Annotated in this window: 13 protein-coding genes; 12 read left to right on the top strand and 1 reads right to left on the bottom strand. The window is 41.0% G+C overall.

Annotated features, from left to right (window positions below; genetic code table 11):
• Positions 1 to 49 precede the first annotated feature (49 nt).
• From priA to IGJ63_RS12185, 9 genes are all read left to right on the top strand, one after another.
• Positions 50 to 2482 carry a primosomal protein N' gene (gene priA / locus IGJ63_RS12225; protein WP_438746551.1) on the top strand — a complete coding sequence of 811 codons (2433 nt, stop codon included), beginning with the start codon at positions 50 to 52 and terminating at the stop codon, positions 2480 to 2482.
• Between the two features lie 26 nt (positions 2483 to 2508).
• Positions 2509 to 3003, top strand: coding sequence for a peptide deformylase (gene def, locus IGJ63_RS12220; protein ID WP_002371656.1), 495 nt, complete (start codon positions 2509 to 2511; stop codon positions 3001 to 3003).
• Positions 2996 to 3937, top strand: coding sequence for a methionyl-tRNA formyltransferase (gene fmt, locus IGJ63_RS12215; protein ID WP_438746549.1), 942 nt, complete (start codon positions 2996 to 2998; stop codon positions 3935 to 3937). The genes def and fmt overlap by 8 nt, the downstream gene beginning before the upstream one ends.
• 5 nt (positions 3938 to 3942) lie before the next feature.
• The gene (gene rsmB / locus IGJ63_RS12210) at positions 3943 to 5322 is read left to right on the top strand and encodes a 16S rRNA (cytosine(967)-C(5))-methyltransferase RsmB (RefSeq protein ID WP_002354921.1); all 1380 of its coding nucleotides are present in this window, start codon (positions 3943 to 3945) and stop codon (positions 5320 to 5322) included.
• 1 nt (position 5323) lies between these two features.
• Positions 5324 to 6073, top strand: a complete 750-nt coding sequence (locus tag IGJ63_RS12205; protein ID WP_002354922.1) for a Stp1/IreP family PP2C-type Ser/Thr phosphatase — start codon at positions 5324 to 5326, stop codon at positions 6071 to 6073.
• Positions 6070 to 8226, top strand: coding sequence for a serine/threonine protein kinase IreK (gene ireK / locus IGJ63_RS12200; RefSeq protein ID WP_002365367.1), 2157 nt, complete (start codon positions 6070 to 6072; stop codon positions 8224 to 8226). Before IGJ63_RS12205 ends, ireK begins: the two co-directional genes overlap by 4 nt.
• 248 nt (positions 8227 to 8474) lie before the next feature.
• Positions 8475 to 9368, top strand: coding sequence for a ribosome small subunit-dependent GTPase A (rsgA, locus tag IGJ63_RS12195; RefSeq protein ID WP_438746547.1), 894 nt, complete (start codon positions 8475 to 8477; stop codon positions 9366 to 9368).
• A 23-nt stretch (positions 9369 to 9391) separates the two neighbouring features.
• A complete protein-coding gene (rpe, locus tag IGJ63_RS12190; protein ID WP_002354925.1) occupies positions 9392 to 10045 on the top strand; it encodes a ribulose-phosphate 3-epimerase in 654 nt (217 codons plus the stop codon).
• On the top strand, positions 10042 to 10686 hold the full coding sequence (locus IGJ63_RS12185; protein WP_002354926.1) for a thiamine diphosphokinase: 645 nt from the start codon (positions 10042 to 10044) through the stop codon (positions 10684 to 10686). The genes rpe and IGJ63_RS12185 overlap by 4 nt, the downstream gene beginning before the upstream one ends.
• 102 nt (positions 10687 to 10788) lie before the next feature.
• Here the strand turns inward: IGJ63_RS12185 and rpmB are convergent, their stop codons facing one another.
• Positions 10789 to 10977 (bottom strand): 50S ribosomal protein L28, encoded by a 189-nt coding sequence (gene rpmB, locus IGJ63_RS12180; RefSeq protein ID WP_002354928.1) that lies wholly within the window; start codon positions 10975 to 10977, stop codon positions 10789 to 10791.
• Positions 10978 to 11250: 273 nt separating this feature from the next.
• Between rpmB and IGJ63_RS12175 the strand changes: the two genes are divergently transcribed.
• From IGJ63_RS12175 to recG, 3 genes are all read left to right on the top strand, one after another.
• Positions 11251 to 11613, top strand: a complete 363-nt coding sequence (locus IGJ63_RS12175; RefSeq protein WP_002354933.1) for an Asp23/Gls24 family envelope stress response protein — start codon at positions 11251 to 11253, stop codon at positions 11611 to 11613.
• An 82-nt stretch (positions 11614 to 11695) separates the two neighbouring features.
• The gene (locus IGJ63_RS12170) at positions 11696 to 13372 is read left to right on the top strand and encodes a DAK2 domain-containing protein (protein ID WP_173950948.1); all 1677 of its coding nucleotides are present in this window, start codon (positions 11696 to 11698) and stop codon (positions 13370 to 13372) included.
• A gap of 115 nt (positions 13373 to 13487) precedes the next feature.
• Positions 13488 to 15524, top strand: a complete 2037-nt coding sequence (gene recG, locus IGJ63_RS12165; RefSeq protein ID WP_129194921.1) for an ATP-dependent DNA helicase RecG — start codon at positions 13488 to 13490, stop codon at positions 15522 to 15524.
• Positions 15525 to 15602 lie beyond the last annotated feature (78 nt).

Genomic DNA, 15602 nt, shown 5'->3' with positions numbered 1-15602 from the left:
TCTTTAGTACAATAGGCAAAGAGAATTTACATAAAAAGGAGGATGCACCATGCAAAAAGTAGCCAAAGTTATTGTGGATGTACCAACGATGCAAACCGATCAACCATTCACTTATTTAGTTCCTGAAAATTTAAATGAGCAATTGGCTGTCGGCATGCGTGTAGAAGTGCCTTTTGGTAACGGTAATCGGCATGTTCAAGGGTTTGTTCTAGCCATTGAACCAATGGCTGCAATGGTTCTTGACGAAACCAATGTTCAGTTGAAAGAACTAGTGGCGGTGTTGGATTTAAAACCTGTCTTAAATACAGAAATGTTGGCTTTAGCTGATTATATGAAGGAAAAAACGTTTGCTTTTAAAATCACTTGTTTGCAAACCATGTTGCCTAGCGTAATGCGTGCCGATTACCAAAAATATATTTATTTAACGGATGAGCTTTCTGAAGAATTACAAGATCAGTTATTTTATGGTTTAGAGGAAATTTCGTGGGACCAAGCGCAAGAACGTGGGCTTTTGCCTCAACTAATGGCGTTGCGTAAACAGCAAAAAGTCGATATTCGCTACGAAGTTACGACGAGAAATAAAGTCAAAATGGTCCGCTTCATTCAAGCCGCTAAGGAATTTGAACAACTAGAGGAAATTCGTTTGGGGTTACGCAAGGGAGCTAAGAAGAAAGAGCAACTTCTTTACTATTTACAACGCTTGGGCACTGAAAAAGTCACCGCTGTGAAGGAAATGAAAGAATTAGGTTTCAGTACCGCGCTTTTAAATGAAGCCGCCAAAAATGGCTGGTTAACGTTCATTGAAAAAGAAGCGTATCGTGATCCGTTTGCTAATCAGACGTTTGAAAAAACGACTGCGTTATCTTTGAATGCAGAACAACAGGTGGCTGTGGAAACAATCTTACAATCGGTCCAAGAACAGCAAAGCCAAACCTACTTATTGGAAGGTATTACAGGAAGTGGGAAAACAGAAGTTTATCTACAGGTCATTGCAGAAGTTCTTAACCAAGGCAAAACAGCCATTATGCTTGTCCCTGAAATTTCTTTAACTCCGCAAATGGTGCAACGCTTTAAAAGTCGCTTTGGCGAACATGTTGCTGTAATGCACAGTGGCTTATCGCAAGGTGAAAAATACGATGAGTGGCGGAAGATTGAACGAGGAGAAGCGGAAGTGGTGGTTGGCGCGCGTTCAGCCATTTTTGCGCCAATCGAAAACATCGGCGTGATCATTGTTGATGAAGAACACGAGGCAAGTTATAAACAAGAAGAAACCCCGCGCTACCACGCGAGAGATTTAGCGATTTGGCGTTCGGAGTACCATCATTGCCCTGTTGTTTTAGGCAGTGCCACGCCGTCCTTGGAATCACGCGCTCGCGCACAAAAAAATGTTTATCAGCGGTTACGATTAACACAGCGTGCCAATCAAGCGGCAACCTTGCCTACGATTGATGTAGTGGATATGCGGCAAGAAGTAGAAAATGGCAATGTCTCTTCTTTTTCCATGTCGTTGCAAGAAAAACTCCAAGAACGCTTAGAGAAAAACGAACAAAGTGTTCTCCTACTTAATCGCCGTGGCTATTCGTCATTTGTGATGTGTCGCGATTGTGGCTATGTGTTGCCGTGTCCGAATTGTGATATTTCCTTAACTTTGCATATGGATAGCAAAACAATGAAATGTCATTATTGTGGGCATGAAGAGCGAATTCCTTATCGCTGTCCTAACTGTGGCCAAGATAAAATTCGCTACTACGGAACAGGCACACAAAAAGTAGAAGAAGAATTACAAACGTTGTTACCAGACAGTCGTATTCTCCGAATGGATGTTGATACGACCCGACGCAAAGGTGCGCATGAAAAGATTTTGCGAACATTTGGTGAAGGACAAGCGGATATCTTATTAGGCACACAAATGATTGCCAAAGGACTGGACTTTCCAAATGTGACGTTAGTCGGTGTCTTAAATGCTGATACCGCCTTGAATTTACCCGATTTTCGTTCCAGTGAACGGACCTTCCAGTTATTGACACAGGTCAGTGGCCGAGCTGGTCGTGCTGAAAAACCGGGAGAAGTCATCATTCAATCTTTTAACCCCGAGCATTATGCGATACAATTGGCAAAAGCCCAAGATTATGAAGATTTTTATACAAAAGAAATGTATATTCGTCATCGTGGGGATTATCCGCCGTACTATTTTACGGTCCAAATTACGGCTAGCCATCCTGAAGAAAATGAAGCAGCGAAACAAATGTTTCAAATTGCGACGAAATTAAAACAAGGCTTATCGCCGCAAGCTATTTTGTTGGGACCAACGCCTAACGCAATTATGCGTGTCAATAATCGATACTTTTATCAAGTGATTATCAAGTATAAACAAGAACCAATGCTTCAACCATTATTGAAAGAAATTTTAACCGATACACAACGAGCAACGGCTCGTGGTTTAAAGCTTTCCATTGATGCAGAACCCATGAATTTTATTTAAAAAATACAGCTTTGAAAGGAGCACTTATGCGCTATCCAGTTGTGATTCACCCGAACGAACACTTAAAAATGAAGGCTCAACCTGTGACGATTATTACCGATGAAATTGTGCAGTTACTAGAGGATATGTATGAAACAATGCTGGCCCATGATGGGATTGGCTTAGCAGCCCCGCAAATTGGTAAAAATTTGCAAATGGCAGTGATTGAAATCGATGAAGAATCTGGTCGTTTTGAACTAATTAATCCAGTGATTATTGAAAAAAAGGGAACCAGTATTGATGTGGAAGGCTGTTTAAGTATTCCAGAAACATATGGAACCGTTGAACGAGCAGATGAAGTGACTGTCCGTTATTTTGACCGTGAAGGTGAAGAAATGGAAGTTACGGCTTACGGCTATTTAGCTCGAGCTTTTCAACACGAAATTGATCATTTGAACGGCGAGTTATTTATCGATAAAATGATTGAGAAAATTGCACCAGAAGATTTAGAAGCGTATATGGAGGAACATTTTGATGACTAAAATTGTATTTATGGGCACACCAGCCTTTTCTGTTCCGATTTTAGAAAGTTTAATCGAGGCAGGCTATGACGTTCAAGCGGTTGTCACGCAACCAGATCGACCAGTTGGCCGAAAAAAAGTGATTACCCCAACGCCTGTCAAAGAAGCAGCTTTAAAACATAACTTATTAGTCTTACAACCAGAGAAAATTTCAGGTTCTCCTGAAATGGAAAAAGTGATTGACTTAGCACCAGATTTAATTGTGACAGCAGCCTTTGGACAATTTTTACCAGAGAAAATTTTAAAAGCGCCCAAACTAGGTGCGATTAATGTCCATGCCTCACTTTTACCAAAATATCGTGGCGGCGCACCTGTACATTACTCGATTATTGAAGGAGAAAAAGAAACAGGCGTCACGATTATGGAAATGGTGAAAAAAATGGATGCTGGCGCGATTTTAGCGCAACGTGCAATTCCGATTACGAAACAAGACGATGTAGGCACCATGTTTGAAAAATTAAGCATTCTAGGAAAAGAACTTTTATTAGAAACGTTACCCAAGCTAATTGCTGGCGAAATCACGCCTGTTCCACAAGTGGAAGAAGAGGCTACTTTTTCACCAAATATTACCCGGGAACAAGAACGAATTGACTGGCAAAAAACTGCTGAGGCAATTGATAACCAAGTGCGTGGTATGCGTCCTTGGCCAACAGCGTTCACAACCTATCAAGGGACCAACTGGAAAATTTGGGCAGTGACACCACTGACTGAAACAACAACTAGCGCCCCAGGAACGATTATCCAGCGTAGTAAAAAAGCGCTATGGATTGCTTGTGGTGAAGGGACAGTCCTTCAAATTGATCGCCTGCAACCAGCAGGTAAAGGTCAATTAACGATTCAAGAATTTTTAAATGGCGTTGGTCAAAATGTCGCAGAAAAAGATAAGGTGGACTAACAAAAATGGCTGAAAAAATCCCCAAGAAATTAAAACGTTCTGTTCGATACGTTGCTTTAGAAACCATCGAACGTGTGGATAAAGGTGGGGCGTACTCCAATCTTTTACTTAATGAAATGATGACAAAATCAGAACTAAGCGAGAAAGATGGCCGCTTGTTTACAGAACTTGTCTACGGCACAATTAGTCGCAAATTATTGTTGGAATACTACTTAACACCATTTGTTAAGAAACCGCAAAAAGTCGATAATTGGGTGAAAAATTTATTGATTTTATCGTTATATCAATTACTTTATTTAGATAAAGTGCCCGATCATGCAGTCATTAATGAAGCGGTTGAAATTGGCAAACGTCGTGGCAATCCTGGGATTGGTAAATTCGTGAATGGCGTGCTGCGAGCGTTCCAACGAAATGGAGCACCTAGTTTGGCCGCAATTAGCGATCCAGTTGATCGTTTAGCAACGGAAATTAGCATGCCACGTTGGTTAACAGAAAAATTACTTGCCCAATTAGGCGAAGAAGAAACACGGCAGTTGGGTTTGTCATTATTTGAAAAAAGCCATGCGAGTGGCCGAGTAAACACACGGTTTATTTCACGAGAAGAAGCGCTGGAAGAATTACAAGAAACAGGGATTGCCGCGAAGGAAAGTCAACTTTCCCCTTATGGTGTTGTCGCTGAAAAAGGCTACTTAGCTGGTAGTGAACTGTTTATTAACGGTTGTTTAACCATTCAAGATGAAAGCTCTATGCTCGTGGCTCCAGCGATGCAAATTGAACCGCATCATCGTGTCTTGGATGCTTGTGCGGCTCCTGGTGGCAAAACGACTCATATCGCAACTTTTTTAGAGGCTGAAGCAGGTGGTCGTGTGACTTCTTTAGATATTCATGCGCACAAAATTAAGCTAATTAATGAAAATGCGCAACGCCTCCATGTGGCGGATGTCGTCCAAGCAGAAAAGCTTGATGCGCGACAAGTGGCAGAAGAATTTCCCGCAGAAACCTTTGATCGGATTTTAGTTGATGCACCATGTTCAGGCTTAGGGCTAATGCGCCGTAAACCAGACATTAAATACCATAAAACGGCCAATGATTTTCAAAATTTACCTAAAATTCAGTTAGAAATCTTAGAAAGTGTTGCCCCAACACTAAAACAATGGGGTATAATGGTCTATAGCACTTGTACTATTACGCCAGAAGAAAATCAGGAAGTGGTGGCAGCCTTTTTAGCCAAACACCCTGAATTTGAAAAAATTGAAATTGTTGCAAATGAAAATGTCCAAGCAGTAGTAAAAGAGCAAGAACTGGTTCTGTATCCCCATCAATACATGACAGATGGCTTCTTTATTTGCTGTATGCGGAAAGTTAGTTCAAATGAGGTGAAATAATTTGGAAATCAACGTTCAATCAGATGTCGGTCGCAAAAGAAATACGAACCAAGATTATGCCAACGTTTTTGAGAACCAACAACACATAACCTTTGCTGTTTTAGCAGATGGCATGGGTGGTCACCAAGCAGGTGATGTCGCTAGCCAAATGGCAGTCAATAATTTAGGTGAGAGTTGGTCCAATGCGTCTGTCGACTCAGCTGAAAAATCTGCACAGTGGTTAATTCAAGCAATTCAAAAGGAAAATGAAAAAATTTATGAACGCGGACAATCGAAACCAGAGTATTTAGGAATGGGGACAACCGTGGTTGGTGCCATTCTTTTACCGGATTCATTTGTCTTAGCAAATGTGGGGGACAGTCGTGCTTATTTAGTTCGTGACCAACACATGTTACAATTAACAGAAGATCATTCTTTAGTGAATGAACTAGTAAAATCAGGGGAGATTACTCGTGAGATGGCTGCAAATCATCCACGAAAAAATGTCCTAACACGTTCTTTGGGAATGCCTGGTACTGTCGAAGTCGATGTAACCAATCATGAATGGCTGCCTAATGACTATTTACTGTTATGTTCGGACGGCTTAACCAATATGGTTCCTGAGACAAAAATTTTAGAAATTTTAGAGACGTCAGATCCTTTAGAATCCAAATTAAGCCAACTCGTTGCCCAAGCAAATGAAGCAGGTGGTTTAGATAACATTACCGTGTTAGTGATACACTTTGACGAACAGAAGGAGGAAAACCAATGATAGAAATCGGCAAGAAGCTGAATGGTCGATATCACATTATTGGCAGCATCGGAAGCGGCGGCATGGCCAACGTCTATTTAGCACACGATTTAATTTTAGACCGAGACGTTGCAGTAAAAGTCTTGCGCTTTGACTTCCAAAACGATCAAGCCGCCATCCGACGTTTTCAGCGTGAAGCACTAGCCGCAACTGAGCTGGTTCACCCGAATATCGTCAGTGTGTACGATGTAGGCGAAGAAGATGGACTACAATATTTAGTCATGGAATATGTGAAAGGAATGGACTTAAAACGTTACATCCAAACGCATTTCCCAATTCCTTATTCCACAGTTGTGGATATTACGCAACAAATTTTATCTGCTGTCGCAATGGCACATGAACATAGAATTATTCACCGGGATTTAAAACCGCAAAACATTCTGATTGACGAACACGGTACAGTCAAAATTACTGACTTTGGGATTGCGATTGCCTTGTCAGAAACGTCAATTACGCAAACGAACACAATGTTAGGTTCGGTGCATTACTTATCGCCAGAACAAGCGCGCGGAAGCATGGCGACCAACCAATCAGATATTTACGCTGTGGGAATTATTCTCTATGAAATGTTAACGGGGAATGTACCGTTTGATGGTGAATCAGCCGTAACGATTGCCTTAAAACATTTCCAAGAAGAAATTCCTTCTGTCAAAATGTTTGATCCAGGAATTCCTCAATCATTGGAAAATGTGGTTCGTCACGCAACCGCAAAAGACCCAAGCGATCGCTACAAAACAGCGAATGAGATGGCAGAAGACTTATACACGTCCTTGTCAGCCAGTCGTTTAAACGAACCTGCGTGGGAACCAACGGCTTTATTAGGAGAAACGAAAGTATTAACTCCGATTCCCGAAGACATCGCTGAACCGGAAGAGACAACGCCTGTCGAAGTCCCAGAAGATATCGCAGATGACATTTTAGCTGAACAACCACCGAAGAAAAACCGCAAAAAATTGTGGATTGGCTTAGCAATTGCGGCATTAATTGCTTTAGCAATAGGTGGCTTAGCCTTTGCAATGTCGGGTGGTAAAGACGTTGAAGTTCCTGATGTTACAAATGAAACGAAAGCGGACGCTTCACAAGCGCTACAAAGTGCCGGGCTGAAAGTCGATAGTGAAACCAAAAAAATTCCCGACGATAAGATTGAAGAAGGCAAGGTGGTCAAAACAGACCCCGAAGCAAAATCATCTGTGAAAAAAGGCCGATCTGTTACTTTGTACATCAGCTCTGGAACAGAAAAAATTGAGATGGCCGATTATACAAACGAATCGTATGAATCTGCTGTCGAAGCCTTGAAAAAACTAGGGTTTTCAGAAGACCAAATTACAACGAAAAAAGAATACAGTGATTCTGTGTCTACAGATAACATTATTAAACAAAAACCAGCTGCAGGTAAAAAAGTTGATCCGAAAAAAGACAAAGTCACTTTAACGGTCAGTGAAGGACCAGAAGCGGTTACTTTGCCTAGTTACGCCGGTTATTCTTACACAAATGCAGTAAATGCACTGGCACAGTTAGGCATTTCTGAATCTCAAATTACGCGTGTCGACCAAGCAAGCGATACGGTAGAACCAGGTTTAGTCATTACGCAAGACCCCGCACCAGGTGGCACCGTGACACCTAAAAATGGCCAAGTGACGTTATATGTAAGTAAAGGTAGCGACAAAGTGACACTTTCTGATTATAGCGGAATTTCTTACGATAATGCGGTAAGTCGCTTAATTGCTTTAGGTATCCCAGAATCTCAAATTAAACGAGTGGACGAAGAAAGCGACAAAGTTGAAAAAGATACCGTGATTAGTCAAGAACCAGCTTCTGGTACCGCTGTTGATCCGAAAAATGACACGATTACTTTACATGTCAGCAAAGGCAGTGACTCAGTAACTGTTCCTGATATTTCAGGTTATTCGCCAAAAGCTGCAGAAGACAGCATCAATAACGCTGGCCTTAAAATCAATGAACAAGGATTATCTGGCTCTGGCGATGGCCAAGTCGTTGAACGAACTAGCCCATCCGCTGGCAGCAAAGTCAAAAAAGGCGACTCTGTTACAGTTTATTATTCAAAAGCAAATGATTCAAAAAGCACCACTAGTGAAAGTAGTACGAGTAATTAAGACAAGAGGTTGGGACAGGAGGGTTTAGCTTCAAGAACCAAGTAGGTACTGTTTAACATCTATTTGCTTTTCAAATAGTGTTTCTCAGCAATAAGAAGAAGCTGCTCCTGTCTCGCCATTTATCTTAAGATTTAAGTCTAGGAAGGTAAGTCATTTCGACTTATGTCCTAGGCTCTTTTTAATTAATAGAATCGAGAGGCTCCCTTGATTTCTCTGCCACTATCCTGTATATTCGAAAGTAGTTAGGAGTGGTTTATCTGAAAGGTCAAATCAGAAAAGCGTTAAGCGGTTTTTATTATGTATACGCAGATGGAGAAACATATCAAACAAGAGCGCGAGGGAATTTTCGTAATCGAAAAATTACGCCACTCGTGGGAGATGAAGTACTTTTTGAAAGCGATAATTTAACAGATGGTTATGTGTTGGAAATTTTACCAAGACGAAATGAATTAGTGCGCCCGCCTGTTGCAAATGTGGATCTAGGTGTGGTTGTCATGAGTATGGTTTCGCCAAATTTTTCGTTTAATTTGTTGGATCGTTTCTTAGTCAGCTTAGAGTATAAGGATATAGAACCAGTTATTTATTTAACGAAAGTTGATCTATTAGATGAGCCGCAACGTCAAGAAGTCACTGAAATTAAACAGATTTATGAAGCGTTAGGTTATGCGGTAATCGCTTCGGAAGACGTAGAAGCCACCAAAGAATTAGAACGCTTTTTCCCAGAACGGTTGACTGTTTTTATGGGACAATCAGGCGCTGGAAAATCAACATTGTTGAATCAAATTTCACCAGAATTACAACTAGCAACTGCGGAAATTTCCCAATCTTTAGGACGGGGCAAACATACGACCCGTCACGTGGAATTGATTCCGTTATACGACGGTTTGGTTGCTGATACACCAGGATTTAGTGCCATCGATTTCTTGGAGATGGAAGCAGTGGAATTACCAAAGCAATTTCCTGAATTTGTTGCCGCGGCCTCTCACTGTAAGTTTCGTGAATGTATGCACCACAAAGAACCTGGTTGTGAAGTGAAACGTCAAGTGGAAGCGGGATCCATTGCGACGAGTCGTTACGAAAATTATTTACAGTTTTTAATGGAAATCGAGAATCGACGACCTGTTTATAAGAAAAAATCATAGCAAATATAAAGGGAGCGAGCCAAATGAAACTAGCACCATCCATTTTAAGTGCCGATTTTGCCAATTTAGAAAGAGATATCCGTTTAGTAGAAGAATTAGGAGCAGATTATATTCATGTTGATGTTATGGACGGTCAATTTGTGCCCAACATTACCTTAGGACCGAATATCGTTTCAGCGATTCGTCCAGTGACAAAACTACCATTGGATGTTCATTTGATGATTGTACAACCTGAAAACTATATCAATGCCTTTGCGGAAGCCGGTGCGGATATTATTACCGTCCATCAAGAAGCAACACCCCATATTCATCGTGCCTTACAAATGATTAAAAATGCGGGTGTGAAAGCTGGCGTAACCATCAATCCTGGGACACCACTTTCGATGATTGAAAATGTATTAGACTTAGCAGACCAAGTCTTGGTAATGACTGTCAATCCAGGTTTTGGCGGACAATCATTTATTGAAAACTCACTAGAAAAAATTGCTCAATTAAAAGAATGGAAAGAAACAAAAGGATACACCTATGAAATTGAAGTCGATGGCGGGATTGTTCCTGAAACTGCCGCACGTTGTAAAGAAGCCGGTGCGGAAGTGTTTGTTGCAGGCTCCTACATTTATAATGCTGAAAATCCTCAAGAACGAATCGATGCACTGAGAGCAGTGCTAGACAAATGAGTCGTGTCTTACTGGTAGCTGGCGGTAATCCAAGTGATTGGCCAACCTTTGAACCAGCTACGTATGATTATTTCGTAGGTATTGATCGCGGCTGTCTCCATTTATTAGAGGCCGATTTACCGTTACAATTAGCGGTAGGCGATTTTGATTCATTATCACGAGAAGAATACCATTTTGTCCAAGAAACTGCCGAAACACTCATTCAAGCACCTGCTGAAAAAGATGATACAGATACACAATTAGCGCTTCAAGAAGCTTTACAACGATTTCCACAAGCAGAGATGACGATTATCGGTGCGACAGGGGGCAGAATTGACCACCTGTTAGCCAATCTTTGGTTACCCTTTGAACCACGATTTCAAGGCGTACTTCGTCAAATCCGTCTATGCGATCGTCAAAATAGCATCCAGTATTACGCCCCTGGTTCGTATATCGTACCAAAAGAGCCAGATAAAGAATATCTGGCCTACTGCTGTTTGACGCCTGTAGAAAACTTGACGCTACGACGCAGTAAATATTTATTAACCAATCAAGATGTTCCTTACCCAACATCGTATGCAAGTAATGAATTTATCGAAGAAGCCGCTGCTTTTTCCTTCGATGCAGGGATGATTGCGGTTATTCAAAGTAAAGACAAGTAAAAAGAGGTTGGACCTTCATCAATGCGATGAAGGTCCAACCTCTTTTTTTATGCAATAAAAAAAGCCGAACAACGAACGTCCAGCTTTGCTTATTTAAGTTTATTAAACACGTTCGATTTTACCAGATTTCAAAGCACGAGTTGACACCCAAACTTTTTTAGGTTTACCATCGATTAATACGCGAACTTTTTGTAAGTTAGGTTTCACAGTGCGTTTTGTTGAGTTCATCGCATGTGAACGGTTATTACCACTTGAAGTCTTACGACCAGTGAAGTAACATACTTTTGCCATTTTAAGTTTCCTCCTTTGCCTTGATCTTGGAGCGATAATATTCAGCTCATACTAACTTAATTTATCATATTAGGCACTGATTTGCAAGAAGATTTTTTTCTATGATTTGACTTTAGCAATCAAAAAGAGTAAATTAAAATCTTGCTAGAATGTTCACTTAGAAGTGGAAGAATGAAAATATCTGACGAACTTCCTTTTAATTAAAGGCTGGATATGATAAAATGTTATGGAAGAAAATAGGGCGAATGTGCTCTTATAAGGAGGCTTTCATCAATGGCTGTAAAAATTCAAACACCCGCAGGTACCATTGAGATTACCAATGATGTGATCGCTACAGTAGTTGGCGGAGCTGCGACAGATATTTACGGAATTGTCGGAATGGCAAGCAAAAATCAAATTAAAGATAACTTAAACGATATTTTACGTCGTGAGAATTACTCACGTGGTGTCGTTGTTCGTCAAGAAGACAACGGAATCGCAGTGGATGTCTACACGATTGTTAGTTATGGTACAAAAATTTCTGAAGTTTCTCGTAACGTCCAAGAAAAAGTAAAATATAATCTTGAAACATTATTAGGTGTCACTGCGAATTCAGTTAACGTTTTTGTTCAAGGAGTTCGTGTATTACCGGATTAGAGGTAGTGTACTGTCAACGATGCAATTGCACAAGGAAGTCGTGTGTTGCCGTTAGCGGTAAATCTGAAGGAGGATTTTTTAGGTGAATGTAACAGAAATCAGCGCAGGTCAGTTCCAGGAAATGGTCCAGGCAGGTGCGACTCGTCTGCACACAAATGCAGAATATGTCAACTCATTAAACGTTTTCCCTGTACCCGATGGTGATACAGGAACAAATATGAACTTATCAATGACCAGTGGTGCAAAGGCTGTGGCCGATTCTCGCTCTGAAAAAGTAGGAGAATTAGCAGGTGCGTTATCCAAAGGGTTATTAATGGGTGCTCGTGGAAACTCTGGGGTTATTTTATCTCAATTATTCCGTGGCTTCTCAAAACAAATTCCTGAGGTTACAACATTAAATGCCAAAGACTTGGCCGCTGCCTTTACACATGGTGTAGAAACAGCGTATAAAGCAGTGATGAAACCCGTTGAAGGAACAATCTTAACTGTTTCTCGTGAAGCGGCGCGTTCTGGTGAACGTAAAGCGAAAGAAACAGATGACTGTATCGAAGTTATGACAGCTGTTGTAGCAGGTGCTAAACGTGCTTTAGCGAAAACACCTGATTTATTACCTGTCCTAAAAGAAGTCGGCGTTGTAGATAGTGGGGGTCAAGGACTACTATTTATCTATGAAGGATTTTTAGAAGCGCTTAGTGGTGAATTTTTACCAACTGAAACGTATGAACCAAGTCCTGCCGAAATGGACGAAATGGTTAATGCTGAACATCACCGTGGTGTTAGTGGTCACGTTGCGACAGAAGACATTAAATTTGGCTATTGTACAGAAATTATGGTTCGTATCGGCGAAGGCCCAACCGTGGACAGCGCTTTTGATTATGAAACATTCAGAAACTACTTAAATGAACTAGGCGATTCTCTATTAGTCGTTAACGATGACGAAATTATCAAAGTTCACGTACACACTGAGCATCCAGGTGAAGTGATGAACTACGGCCAAAAATTTGGTTCGTTAGTAAAAATAAAAGTAGACAATATGCGTTTACAACATGAAACGTTAGTTGAACGCGATGCTCAGCAAGAAGCGTTGACTGAAAAAGTTCGCGTACCGTTTGCTGTGATTGCTATTGCAGCCGGTGAAGGCGTTCAAGAATTATTCCGAAGTTTAGGTGCAAGCTACATTATTAGTGGTGGCCAAACAATGAACCCAAGTACGGAAGATATTTTAAAAGCAGTCAAAGAAGTGAATGCAGAGCAAGTCGTTATCTTACCAAATAACAAAAACATCTTTATGGCGGCTGATCAAGCAGCAGAAGTTGCCGATGTACCAGTAGCGGTTGTTCCATCTAAAACCATTTCTCAAGGAATGACAGCAATGTTAGCTTTCAATGATCAACAATCATTAGAAGAAAACAAAGCAAGTATGACGGAAATGTTAGACAGCGTTGTGAGTGGTCAAGTAACCACAGCTGTTCGTGACACAACCATTGATGACGTTGAAATTAAAAAAGATGACTTCTTAGGAATGATTGATGGTAAAATCGTCGTTTCTGAAGCAGATCGTTTTAATGCATCATTAGACACGTTGAACCGCATGATCGATGAAGACACTGAAATCGTGACAATTATTGTCGGCGAAGATGGTTCGGTTGAAGAAGCTGAAAAGCTAATCGCTATTTTAGTTTCTGAAAACGATGAACTAGAAACAGAACTTCATGAAGGTGGACAACCTGTGTATCCATACTTATTCTCAGCAGAATAGGTTTTCGTGATGAAAAAATAAAAACGAATAGGCTGGTTCATTAGTTAGGGCTAATGAACCAGCCTATTTAATGAATGATCCATTTTTTTGCGTATATTAATGAGGAGGGGATTTTATGGACATCACAGATTTAGTCAGCGTATTGCCCGGTGTTGGCCCAAAACGTGCTGAAAATTTACAAGAACTGGGGATTGCTACAATTGAAGACTTATTGACGTATTATCCCTTCCGCTACGATGATATCCAAGAAAAGGATTTAAGTGAGATTCAGGATCAGGAAAAAGTTACGCTAAAAGGGCTAGTGGTTTCGGAAGCAGTCGTTAGTCGGTACGGTTATAAGAAGAGCCGGTTAACGTTTCGAATGATGCAGGAACATGCGGTCATTAATGTTTCCTTCTTCAATCAACCTTTTTTAAAAGACAAAGTAGTTCTTTCCGAAGAAATTGCTGTTTATGGCAAATGGGATGCCAAGAGAAAATCATTAAATGGCATGAAAATCTTAGCTTCTAAAGGAGACAATGAAGATTTCGCCCCCATTTATCATGTGAATAAAAAAGTCCGCCAAAGCACGTTGGTTCAGTTAATCCGCACTGCTTTTGAAGAGTATGGTTCACTGGTTGAAGAGATTTTACCGAATGATTTATTAGAAAAGTACCGCTTGATGCCTAGAAAAGAAGCAATGTGGGCGATGCATTTTCCCAGTAATCCAGAAGAAAGCCATCAAGCTAAACGGCGAGTAGTCTTTGAAGAGTTTTTCCTTTTCCAACTTAAAATGCAAGGACTGAAGAAACAAGAAAAAGCGGAAAAAAATGGTTTAGCTATTCAATATGACGTGGATCGCTTAAAAACGTTCACCCAAGGACTGCCTTTTGAATTGACAGGCGCCCAAAAAAAAGTGACCAATGAAATTTGTCGAGACTTGCGAAGTCCGAAGCATATGCAACGATTGCTTCAAGGTGACGTGGGGAGTGGGAAAACGGTAGTGGCTGCGATTGCGCTATACGCCACCATGACCGCTGGCTTTCAAGGAGCGTTGATGGTTCCGACTGAAATTTTAGCGCAACAGCACATGGAAAGCTTACAGCAGTTGTTTGATCCATTAGAAGTTCGGACGGCCTTATTAACAGGTTCCACCAAAACGAAAGAACGTCGTCTAATTCTCGAAGAACTGGCCAATGGCGAGATTGACATTGTGGTAGGGACCCATGCTTTGATACAACAAGATGTCAGTTTCCATCAATTAGGTTTGGTAATCACCGATGAGCAACATCGTTTTGGTGTGAATCAGAGAAAAATATTAAGAGAAAAAGGCTTAAAACCAGATGTTTTATTCATGACGGCCACTCCGATTCCTCGAACGCTGGCCATTACAGCCTATGGCGAAATGGATGTATCAATCATCGATGAAATGCCAGCTGGACGGATTCCAATCGAAACACGTTGGATTCGGCCGCCGCAGTTAGATACTGTTTTAGAATGGATGGAAAAAGAGCTAGCTCGAGGACATCAGGCCTATATTATTTGTCCCTTGATTGAAGAATCAGAAGCCTTAGATGTGAAAAACGCAACAGAAATTTTTGAACATATGCAAAGCTTTTATTCCCCAAGATATCAAGTGGGATTGCTACACGGTAAAATGAAAAACCAAGAAAAAGATGACATTATGCAGGAGTTCAAAGACAATCAGCTACAATTATTGGTTTCTACCACAGTTATTGAAGTTGGCGTGAATGTACCAAATGCCACGGTGATGTTAATTATGGATGCGGACCGGTTTGGGTTAGCACAGTTACATCAGTTACGGGGCCGTGTGGGGCGTGGCTCCAGTGCTTCTTATTGTATTTTAGTAGCCAATCCGAAAAATGAAATGGGCGTTGAGCGTATGAAAATCATGACAGAAACCACCAATGGTTTTGTCTTGAGTGAGCGTGATTTGGAACTTCGCGGACCTGGGGAAGTGTTCGGTGCACGGCAATCAGGGGTGCCTCAATTTGCGGTAGGAGATATCGTGACGGACTTTAACATTTTAGAAGTTGCGCGCCAAGAAGCAAGTGCCCTATGGAAAGTGAAAGAGTGGTGGCAATATCCTGCTTATCAAGGCTTAGCCAATCGAGTGAAACCCCAAGATGAGGCGGTCCAATTTTTCGATTAGAAGAGGTAATTTTTGAAGCCAGAAAGTAAAAGCCAATGCGTATTTCTTTGAAAAAAATATGTTATACTTGTTAGGAAA

Source organism: Enterococcus sp. DIV1375a (assembly GCF_051712205.1).
Taxonomy (GTDB): domain Bacteria; phylum Bacillota; class Bacilli; order Lactobacillales; family Enterococcaceae; genus Enterococcus; species Enterococcus faecalis.
This window is presented reverse-complemented; position numbering and strand designations above follow the sequence as displayed.